The organism is Paramuribaculum intestinale, from assembly GCF_003024925.1.
Classification (GTDB): domain Bacteria; phylum Bacteroidota; class Bacteroidia; order Bacteroidales; family Muribaculaceae; genus Paramuribaculum; species Paramuribaculum intestinale.
Map to the genome: position 1 here is coordinate 18,965 of NZ_PUED01000014.1, position 9,497 is coordinate 28,461.

Genomic DNA, 9,497 nt, shown 5'->3' on the forward strand with positions numbered 1-9,497 from the left:
TATTTCTTAAATATAGTCTTCAATATTCGTTTACGTAAGGGGTGCGATCCATCGGGCGACGGTAGTAGGCTCGATGCGGTGGGCGAGGGCGCGGGGGAGTCGGTCGAAAAACTCATCGGGCGTGGTGGAGATAAATCCGATGCTTTCGGCTTCGAGGTCGGGGGTATAGCGCCATCGGGGCGTGGGGTTGAACACGAGCGGGCAGCATCCGTGGGCCAGACACTCCATGATGGTCGACGAATAGTGCGATACGGCCACCCGTGTGGCAGCGTAGACTTCGTGCAGTGGCCGGTCGGTGACGTCCACGACGTTGGGAAGCGAGTCGAGGCGATGCCTGATGTGATAGTCGATCTGCGACTCAGGGTGGAGCCGGTACTGTATCGTCATGTCGGGATATCGGAGGGCTGTGGCTACAATCAGGTCATACATCTGCCCGACCATTCTGTGGGAGCTGACGAAGTAGGGCTTCTGCAGGAAGAATGTCACGCTGTGGTGGCTTCCTTCGGCTTCGATCGGATAGGGGTATCCGCCCGTCAGGCACTCCATCTGCGGATTATATTTGTGCCATAAGCGGTTGAACTCATCTCCCCATGTAATCATGCGCGTGTAGGGCATGTCGACAAATCCGGCATGCATGAATGCCGGCCATCCGTGTTGATAGCATACCGACGTTCCTCCGCGCGCATTGAACGCGGCCGCCCAGATCTTCGATTGGGTGTGGCATCCGCATACGCAATAAAATTCCTCCGGCTGCAGAAGATGATCCAAAAGCAGCAGAGTGGAAGCATGAGAGAAAAAACGTGGCACATACCGTTCCAGAAATTTGTTGCGATAAAGGCGACAACCCGAATCGACGAATTTCAATACTGTGATGCCCGACGGCAGATCGAGCGCGTCATGTCTGATCTCGCTCTCGGTCACAAGCGTGGCTCCATCCTTTTCTCTGCGCAGAAATGGCAGCAGATACTCGGCCATACGGCTGGAATTGGCATAGTACACTTTGCTCCCTTTCAGCGGCTGCAGCATCGCTTCCCATTGACGTGCGCAATCGTTTAACTCCGGTTCGGAAGTTATGGCATCGTCCGATAGATCTATCTCTGACGGCATCTTCAGATCGACGAGTCGATCAATGGCTTCGGATGAGGATATTCCGCTTTTACGCATGCCGCAGTAGGTATCTCTGAGAGGCAGATGCATGTAGTAGATGTAGTTGCCAAGTCCCGACGACAGGTCGTATGGCCCCAGATGCGTATGGCGTCCGATTGATTGAATCCAGCTGCGGGTTTTAGCTTTGAGCGTTTCGAAAAACTCCGTGAAATAGCGTTCGTCATCCATAGAGTCAGCGCTTCTTGGGCTGGATATTGAGGCGGTATTGCACGTGGAGCATGGCGTAGCGGGGAAGCACGTTGGTGTATGTTTCGGTGCGTCCCTGAGCGTTGACGTTGTAGCTGACGTTGCTGAGCTGATGGAGCAGGTCGAAACCGTCGAGCATTATCACCCATTTGCCTCCCGGGATGGCATAGCTGATCCGTGCGTTCCATACTACGTCGGTGGTGTTGAGCGACGGATCGGAATATCCCCGGCGTGTGTAGGCGGTGAGGTCGGTGGATAATGTGATGGATTTGGGCAGGTTGACGAGTCCGGTGAGCCCGTACTGCAGTGTTGTGGCCGAAAAATTATTGAATCCGTCGCGGTTGCCGCGCGTGTCGCGCCAGTCGACGCGTCCGTTGAGGGTGATGTAGTTGCGCCCTTTCATGTATGTCAGTTTCAGGCCTTGACCGAGAGTGAGATTCTTCACCCAGGTGCGCTCTACTGCGGCTTCACCGTATCCCACCATGTCGGCCGACTTGCCGTAGGTGGCGTCGGTGTTGGCTCCTACTGAAAACTGGTCGGTCGGTCCGAAATTCTTGTTGAATCCGTGTGATGCCGTTCCCTGCCAGTTGCCTGAGGTATTATACATGCTGTAGGTGCGCACACCTGTAGCCGGGTCGTAGGTGTAGCCGCTGACAAGGGCGTTGTCGATCCACCGGAAGTTCAGATCGACGTTTTCTGACCAGCGGTGACGCCCCCAGACCATTTTCATCCATTGGAAATTCAAGCCGTTGGTAGCAGCGTTCTTGAGCGAGGGTGCGCCACGGAATATGTTCATCGGGTCGCGGCTGTCGGTGATATCCACGAGGCGGTTGAGCGGCACGTAGTCGATGTGGCGGTTATAGAGGAGCTTGAAAGTATTCGTTCCGGCCATGTATGTAGCTCCGGCCTGTCCGATCTCTATCTCCGCGTCGCGTCGCGAGATGGCGCTGTTCGTTGCTCCCTGTCGGTAGTCGAGGTGACGCCAGTCGACTTTGATGGCTCCGGAGGCTGTCAGCCTCATCTGCTTCGATTCAGTGAGCTTCTTGTTGTGCATCCAGAATAATATGGCCTGGGTCGTGTTGGAGTACTCGTGACTGACGTTTGACTGGTCGGGATCAAGCGCAGCTTCGTAGTCGGCGGGCAGATTCCCGAACATGCCGGCGTCGGAGAGGCGGTCAAGCCGATAGAGCGCTGAGTTGCGGCGCGAGTGCATGTAGGTCCAGCAAGGCTTTACCTCCAGTGATCCTTCGGGGGAATAGAGATAATTGTAAGTGATGCCGGCATTTAATTCATGCTCGCGGTCGGGACGGTTGCGGATATACTGGTTGTCGACGGTTGAGGATCCTGTTTCGGCAAAGTTGATGTCGTAGAGTCTGAAGTCGTCATATCTCTTTTCCTTATAGTTGCCATAGGCAAAGAATCCTAAAAGATCAGGCGAATAGGGCATCTTCATGTTCCCCGAGATATTGCCTCCTGCGTCGAGCGTATGGCCGCGGTGGAGGTTTTCGTTGAGCACAGTGTTGATCACATGGTCGCCAAACGATCCGGTCTGGCCCGAGTAGACATATTCGAGTATCTTGCGGGTCGACTCCTCGAACTCCCGGTTGAATGCCGCCGAGAATGAGCCTCCCCGCTGGTCGTCCTTGCGGTAATTCAGGCTTTGGCCGATATGGAGAGATTTTCCCTCCGGCTTAAGGCTGAATCCGTTGGAAGTGCTGATCTTCAGGTCGTGGCCGAGTTGCCGGCTCATGATCCGCTCGTAGGTGTCGCCTCCGGAGAGGAAGTTAGTTCGGTCGGTTGTGGAGGTGTTGAGCGCGCGCGTGTGTTCTATGGTAGTATTGCCGCTGGTCTCCCATTTGCCGTCCTCCGCGCTGACCATATAGTCGAGGCCTCCGGTCTTTGTGCGGAAGTCGCCCGGATTGCGTGTCATAGTCCAGGAGCTGGTCTTGCCTGGCTGACGGCTGTCGTTGACATTGTTGACGGCTCCGATGAGCGTCAGGCGCGACCGGTTGGTGAACCACATGCCGAACATACGCCCCATATAGCGCGACGATGTGCCTCCGCCGGCCTCCAGATTGAGTATATAGCCTTTGGCGTATTCTTTCTTGAGCCTGACGTCCATCACATACTGCTTGTCGTTTTCGAGCTGACGGTTTGCCAGTCGGCTTGTCTCGCCATATTTGTCGTAGACGGCGATGTCTTTCACGGTATATGCTCCGAGGTTGTTGAGCATAAGTGTGTTGTCGCCCTTGAAGAAGTCCTTGCCGTTGAGCATGAGGCTCTCCACATATTTGCCGTTGACATAGATCTGACCGCCCTCGCGGATCTCTACACCCGGCAGCTGCTCCACGAGGGCGTCGAGCATAGATCCGTGAGCCAGGCTGAAAGCGTCGGCGTTGTACACCAGTGTGTCGCCCTTATGGTAGAATTTCACTTTCGAGGCGGTTACGGTCACCTCGTCGAGCTTGCGGCTTCGGGCTTTGTAGAGCGTCACGTCGGGGAGCTTGCGTTCGTTCTCGCGGGAGCCGATGTGCTCTATCACCAGCGGCACCTCCTCCGTTTCATACTCCGGATACGACACCAGAATGATATACCGTCCCTTGGCGCGCGGCACCTTCACGTCCACAGGATAAACACCGGTAGACCAGTGCTGTCCCACATATCGTTGCGAAGCGTCAAACACAGCCGGAACGGGCTTGCCGTCGGCTCCGGGTATCATGATGGTGTCGCCCGTGGCGGCATCAGTCACCGTCATGGTCAGTCCTTTGTCGAGATACGTGTTGCCGAATCCTTCCTTGACATGCATCAGTATGGTGAGCATCTGTTGCTGGGCTGAGGCCGCAAAGATCGTGGCGCAGCATGCAATGACTATTGCAGCGAGTCTTTTAGTCGTCATGGCTGTGGTTGATGGTTTGAAATGGATAATAAATGGTTGGTGAATTTAAGGGTTGGAATATAGGTGGAGCAGACTCGGATCGCAACGTAGATCGGTTGATAGCCGCCGTAACACACGCACATTGTCGCCGGAGTCCGGCGCTTTTCTCATGGAGATTATGCTGCACAGATATCCGGCACTAAATTAACCAAAGAACATCTAATCTGCAATAGCGCGCCCATAAAATCGATCAACGTCGGGAAATTTTAATGCTCCGAAGATTCCTTCCCGCTTCCGGCATGCTGTTTCAGACAGTTGTAGTGAAGCCATAGATAATCCTCGATGCCCGACTTCATGATCGGACAGTCGTTCTCCGGGCGTCCCTGCTGAAGTCGCTGTATGCGGTCATAAGGACATCCGCCGTTGCACACCGGGAAGAGCAGACACTCCCGGCACTCTTCGTTTTCGAGCGGATCGGCTTCAGTCAGATAATCCATCAGAAGATTTTGGTCGCTGATGCCATCTTTCAGGTTTCCGTACACTTTCTCGGGGTTGCCGACGTCATTCCAGCATTTGTAGAGCTCGCCTTCGGGGCCGATGACACATGAAGCGCTGTTTCTGACGGCGCATTCCGAGCGCGGATTCATCGGGAAGAAGGGCTTGGTGTCGTAGCCGTGAAGTCTGACCATATCCACGTAGAACTGATGACGCTTCATCTTGTCGAAGATACAGTCATAGCCGGTACCGGTGGTATCGGAGGTGAATCCGGGCGAGAGGAACACATTGCGGAGTCCCAGATCTGCCAGATACGTTTTCAGAGCCGGATAGTCGGTATGGTTGTTTTCATCGACGTTGATTCTGACCGTGACCCGTGTCTTGGGCGCATGCTCCGACAATAGTTTCAGCGACTCGATTATCCTGTCGAAAGTCGGTCCGCCGTTTTTCAGACAGCGACGTGAGTCGTGCCGCTCGCGCATGCCGTCGATGGTGATCTGCACCGAATTGATTTTCAGTGCCTCAAAGCTTTTTGCCATTTCTTCGGTGATGAGATAGCCGTTGGTGATCATTCCTGCCGAATAACTGATGCCCATGTCGAGGAATCTGCGGGTCAGGCTCTTTATGCGCTCGAATCCGAGCAGCGGCTCGCCGCCGAACCATGTGACGCTCAGGTGCGTCATGCCGTTGTGCCGGCCGACGAAGTCCACTATGGCCTGTTCCGTATTGTCGGTCATGAACACCTGCGGCTTATCTTTCTCGAAGCAGTAAGGGCATGCGAAATTACATGCAAGTGTAGGATTGATCGTCACCGACAGACGTGTTTTGTCAAACCGTCCGTTCATCACGTGGAATTTCACCTTCCGGATCTCATACTCGTCGTCCACGTCGATCGCTTTGATCTGGCGCAGCATATCAAGCAAGTCCTTGTCGGCATTCGGATCGACCTCGTTGCGCTCAATCATGTTTCGCAGAGCGTCGGACATTTCGTCCGACAGCTCTACGAAAGAATTTGACAGAGAGTTGTAGAGCAGATGCTTGCCCTCCCGGTCAAACAATACATTATACTTCGACAGCATATAAAGATCGAGGTAATTGTTTATTTGAATTTATCCGCGCAAAAATTGGGACAATCCGTGGTTTGCAAATTGCCTATACAGGGCTGGAAATAACTTGAGCAGAATAACCCTCCTTCGCAACCAATCGGATTGCCATGACAATCCAAATCCGGGCGGTAACTTCCAGGATTGCAGGTTCCATCATATTTTTTGTCGGAAGAGGTTCCTACACATACAATGTAATGAGTGCATAAGGTTCCGCCTAGAATCTCTGACATCCCGAACTCGGAGATTGTAATCTCCGGTTTGGGCAGTTCGATGAACTGGAATTTTTCAGTCTTCATGATTTGAAAGTTTTATATGTTGATAATTGGGTTGATTATTGAATCATCGTGATGGCTTTAGCCAAAGCCTCTGCTTTGAGCCAGTCGATGGATTCGTCGATGTCAACGTCGGTGCCCGGCGATGTTTCCACAATCTCGATGCGTCCCGACAGCAGCGAGCTTGATCGTTCGATGGCTCCGACCGACGACGCATAGAAAGCGCCGGTTTCGATGAGCGTGCCGCTGAATGCCTGACGCATCGGCTTGGCGTCGAGCCGGTAGCTTGCGGGTGTTCCGTCGTGATTCCAGACGAAGCGTTTTGTCCGCAGGCAGGCTATGTAGGAGTCGGCCTTTGCGGCGTCGATGGATTGTCGCAGCCGCCGGAAGTCGTCGGGCGATGTGAAGGGCGATGTGGCCTGTGCGAGCACGAGCATATCGTCTGGAGCGGGTCGGATAGCGTCGATAAACTCTCTGACCACTTCAATTACCGGCGCGGTGTCGGTGGCCGACTCCGCGCTGCGTCGGTAGACCCTCACGTGTGGCTTCGCCTCTGCGAGATATCGCTCTGCTCGGTCGTCGTCGGTGGCCACCCATATCTCGGCGGCGGTGTGCGAAGCCGTGATCGCGTCCACAACCCATGCCACGAGAGGCTTTCCACCAAGAATCTTCATGTTCTTGTGGGGCACACCCTTGCTTCCTTTGCGTATGGGTATGAGGTAAATCAGTCGCGGCATATCGGCTGTCAGTTTTTTGAGGCGATCGTGAAGAGGAAATCTGTCAGGTGTCAGAGATCGATGTGTCCTGTCAGCGTGTATCCGTCGCCACGCAGTTTGATCACAACGGTCTGGCTTGAGGATGAAGCGAGCGCGCCTATAAATGTCTCTTTATTGTCGAATACCTGTAGGCAGGCCAGCCCGTCGGCGTCCCATATTTCGAAGGTGTCGGCGTTGTTGACCTTGTCCGAGGCACTCGTCATCGTGTGCGCTTTCGTGTCGATGATGCATACAACGGGTCGTGGAGCAGTGCGATGCCCTTTGTCTTTGGTATCAGGAATAGGATCTGTTGTCTCTGGAGCCGACTCCGGAAAAAGAGTTACTGGCGTTTCGGCTGCAACGGAAAACATTAATGATCCGAGGAGGCATATAACCCCAAATAAGATGCGTTGCGTCATGCTTCTGTATTGTTTTATTATTACAGATGCGAATGTATCAGATTTTCAAGGATAGTCAGCAGATATAGACTTTAGTTTTTATTTAGTTTTTGTTTGGTGAAATTTTAGTTGGGGTTAAACATTAGAATATCAGAATTGTAGCGTGGGTGTTCTCGGGGCGATACTTATATGGCCAATGGCTGTTGGTAAGTATTCAAAGATTTTGAATAAGTGTGTCAACTAATGAAGGGTTGAGTTTTCCACACATTATTTTTTTTCCGATGGATGTGCGTCGGAATGTGATTGTAGATGCGTGGCGTCCGAACAGTTTACATTGATCTGATGGTCTGACTCCTGCTTTTATGAGAAAAATGGTGTGTAGTTCCTCTATGTTAATCCTTCCACTTGAAAGAGTGCGGATTTTTTTATCAAAATCGGGTGATACTTTTTTGATCAACTCATGAAGCTCGTCCCAAATCGGATCGTTGTCATTTAATGTCTTGTTCTGAGATATGGCATTCTTCAGTTTGGCATAGACCTCGGAACAAAGAATGCTTTCTGGAATTGAATACCGTTTTTTCGATAGTTGGTCTAGCGACCGGATATATTCATTCAATTCGTTTCGGTATTCTGTAATTTCTTGGTCATCGTTAATATTATCTTCCGATTGTGATGTATCGTCAGCGTGATGTGTGTTTGATGATTTTATTGAGCATGCTTTATTCAATAGATTAAGCCGATAGTTGACGTCAAGAAGATCTGTCTTCGATTTTTGATAGCGGTAACGAAGATACATAATCATACCAAACGCGCCCATCAATGCAGAGATGGTAACAGCCAGTATGATCGACAGTGTACGTTTTTTATTCTCAGTTTGCTGGCGCATTCTTTCGTGGAGCGAATAGTCATACATAGAGGCCTGAATAATTGCAGACTGTTGTTCGTGGGCATTGTAGTGGCTCTCCGTTATTTCAAGATACTTGTCAAAATAATAGTCAATGGAGTCTGGATCAAGATATTGCCTGACTTCTGGTTGCACAAGTATATAGTATGCGATACGTAGATTGTTCTCTGAGCCGGTTTGCAGCATTTCTTTAGCATATTGTGCAGCATCCTCGCCCCTGTGTAGCTTTAGGCATGATTTAGCAAGATATGCGAGTATGTAATTCACCTCATTGACTTCGGCCTGATCATGCAGTTTACTCAATATTTCGTAAGATTTCTGATAATTGTGACTCTCATATTGTAGAGTTCCAAGTTCCGACAGGGCTTCTATTGTATCCTTCGTGCTTGTATTCCGAGCAACGTTGAGTGCTTTAATATAGTGCTTTTCAGCCTCCCCGAAATTTCCTGTGCGCACCATTATGTTGCCAATGAGTGTTCTGTCGTATATTGAGCATATTGAGTCCCCGGTGTTCAGACTGCATTTCAACGCTGTTTCTGCAAACGGAAGCGCTTTTGAGTACATTCGCAGGTTCAACATTAACCGTGCTGTCTGACTGGCTATACTGGCTCGCAGAATGTTATTGTCTTCCGGGTTGTCGGAAATGCGGTCGAGTGCGTCGTGGAAGTATCGGAGTGCGGTGGGGTAGTCTCCGAGGTCGGAGTAGACGCGTCCGGCGTAGTAGAGCGCCTCCGCCATCTTCGGGGAGCGTCCGAAGTGGTTGATGACGTCGAGTATCAGGCTGTCGGAGGTGTGGACGATGTAGGCCTTGTCACGGGCTTTGACAGTGAGGAAATTATAGTAGTGCCGGTCATAGTCGCCGAGTGTCGCCGGGTCGATGGCAGCGAGCGAGTCGATGGCAGCTTGCGGCTCGGTGTCGACGCTCAGCGTCAGGCGTTGCAGCCGCGGGTCGGATGGATGCTGGCGGGTGCATCCGCAGGCAATGATCGCAATGGTGGTGATTATGAGTAGTAATGTGCGGTTCATGGCATTGATCCTCATGCCGCAAAGATAATCATTTATCCTCAATGCGCAAAAAACGAGTCGCTGCTGATTTAGACAATTCCTTAGTCAGCTGTCTGGCTCTCACATCTTGGCGGTGCGATCCATCGGGCGACAGTGGTCGGCGCGATGCGGTGGGCGAGGGCGCGGGGGAGTCGGTCGAAAAACTCGTCGGGCGTGGTGGAGATAAATCCGATGCTTTCGGCTTCGAGGTCGGGGGTATAGCGCCATCGGGGCGTGGGGTTGAACACGAGCGGGCAGCATCCGTGGGCCAGACACTCCATGATGGTCGACGAAT

The 9,497-nt window shown here is 52.2% G+C and carries 8 protein-coding genes; all 8 read right to left on the minus strand.

Features of this window, described 5'->3' with window-relative positions:
* Positions 1 to 30: 30 nt before the first annotated feature.
* Positions 31 to 1,335 (minus strand): glycosyltransferase family protein, encoded by a 1,305-nt coding sequence (locus C5O24_RS02350; RefSeq protein ID WP_107681392.1) that lies wholly within the window; start codon positions 1,333 to 1,335, stop codon positions 31 to 33.
* Between the two features lie 4 nt (positions 1,336 to 1,339).
* On the minus strand, positions 1,340 to 4,249 hold the full coding sequence (locus C5O24_RS02355; protein WP_133165437.1) for a porin family protein: 2,910 nt from the start codon (positions 4,247 to 4,249) through the stop codon (positions 1,340 to 1,342).
* Between the two features lie 245 nt (positions 4,250 to 4,494).
* Positions 4,495 to 5,802 (minus strand): radical SAM/SPASM domain-containing protein, encoded by a 1,308-nt coding sequence (locus tag C5O24_RS02360; protein ID WP_107037027.1) that lies wholly within the window; start codon positions 5,800 to 5,802, stop codon positions 4,495 to 4,497.
* Between the two features lie 20 nt (positions 5,803 to 5,822).
* Positions 5,823 to 6,125, minus strand: coding sequence for a hypothetical protein (locus C5O24_RS13735; RefSeq protein WP_133165438.1), 303 nt, complete (start codon positions 6,123 to 6,125; stop codon positions 5,823 to 5,825).
* A gap of 35 nt (positions 6,126 to 6,160) precedes the next feature.
* Positions 6,161 to 6,838 carry an acylneuraminate cytidylyltransferase family protein gene (locus C5O24_RS02365; RefSeq protein WP_107681394.1) on the minus strand — a complete coding sequence of 226 codons (678 nt, stop codon included), beginning with the start codon at positions 6,836 to 6,838 and terminating at the stop codon, positions 6,161 to 6,163.
* 50 nt (positions 6,839 to 6,888) lie between these two features.
* Positions 6,889 to 7,080, minus strand: coding sequence for a hypothetical protein (locus C5O24_RS02370; protein WP_107681395.1), 192 nt, complete (start codon positions 7,078 to 7,080; stop codon positions 6,889 to 6,891).
* A gap of 388 nt (positions 7,081 to 7,468) precedes the next feature.
* A complete protein-coding gene (locus tag C5O24_RS02375) occupies positions 7,469 to 9,184 on the minus strand; it encodes a tetratricopeptide repeat protein (protein WP_161553768.1) in 1,716 nt (571 codons plus the stop codon).
* An 80-nt stretch (positions 9,185 to 9,264) separates the two neighbouring features.
* Positions 9,265 to 9,497: hypothetical protein (locus C5O24_RS02380; RefSeq protein ID WP_205961047.1), on the minus strand; the 233-nt coding region annotated here is incomplete at its 5' end.

Coding starts and splice junctions, on each gene's coding strand:
- C5O24_RS02350 (WP_107681392.1), bottom strand. CDS start 1,335: ATGGATGACGAACGCTATTTCACGGAGTTTTTCGAAACGCTCAAAGCT.
- C5O24_RS02355 (WP_133165437.1), bottom strand. CDS start 4,249: ATGACGACTAAAAGACTCGCTGCAATAGTCATTGCATGCTGCGCCACG.
- C5O24_RS02360 (WP_107037027.1), bottom strand. CDS start 5,802: ATGCTGTCGAAGTATAATGTATTGTTTGACCGGGAGGGCAAGCATCTG.
- C5O24_RS13735 (WP_133165438.1), bottom strand. CDS start 6,125: ATGAAGACTGAAAAATTCCAGTTCATCGAACTGCCCAAACCGGAGATT.
- C5O24_RS02365 (WP_107681394.1), bottom strand. CDS start 6,838: ATGCCGCGACTGATTTACCTCATACCCATACGCAAAGGAAGCAAGGGT.
- C5O24_RS02370 (WP_107681395.1), bottom strand. CDS start 7,080: ATGACGAGTGCCTCGGACAAGGTCAACAACGCCGACACCTTCGAAATA.
- C5O24_RS02375 (WP_161553768.1), bottom strand. CDS start 9,184: ATGAACCGCACATTACTACTCATAATCACCACCATTGCGATCATTGCC.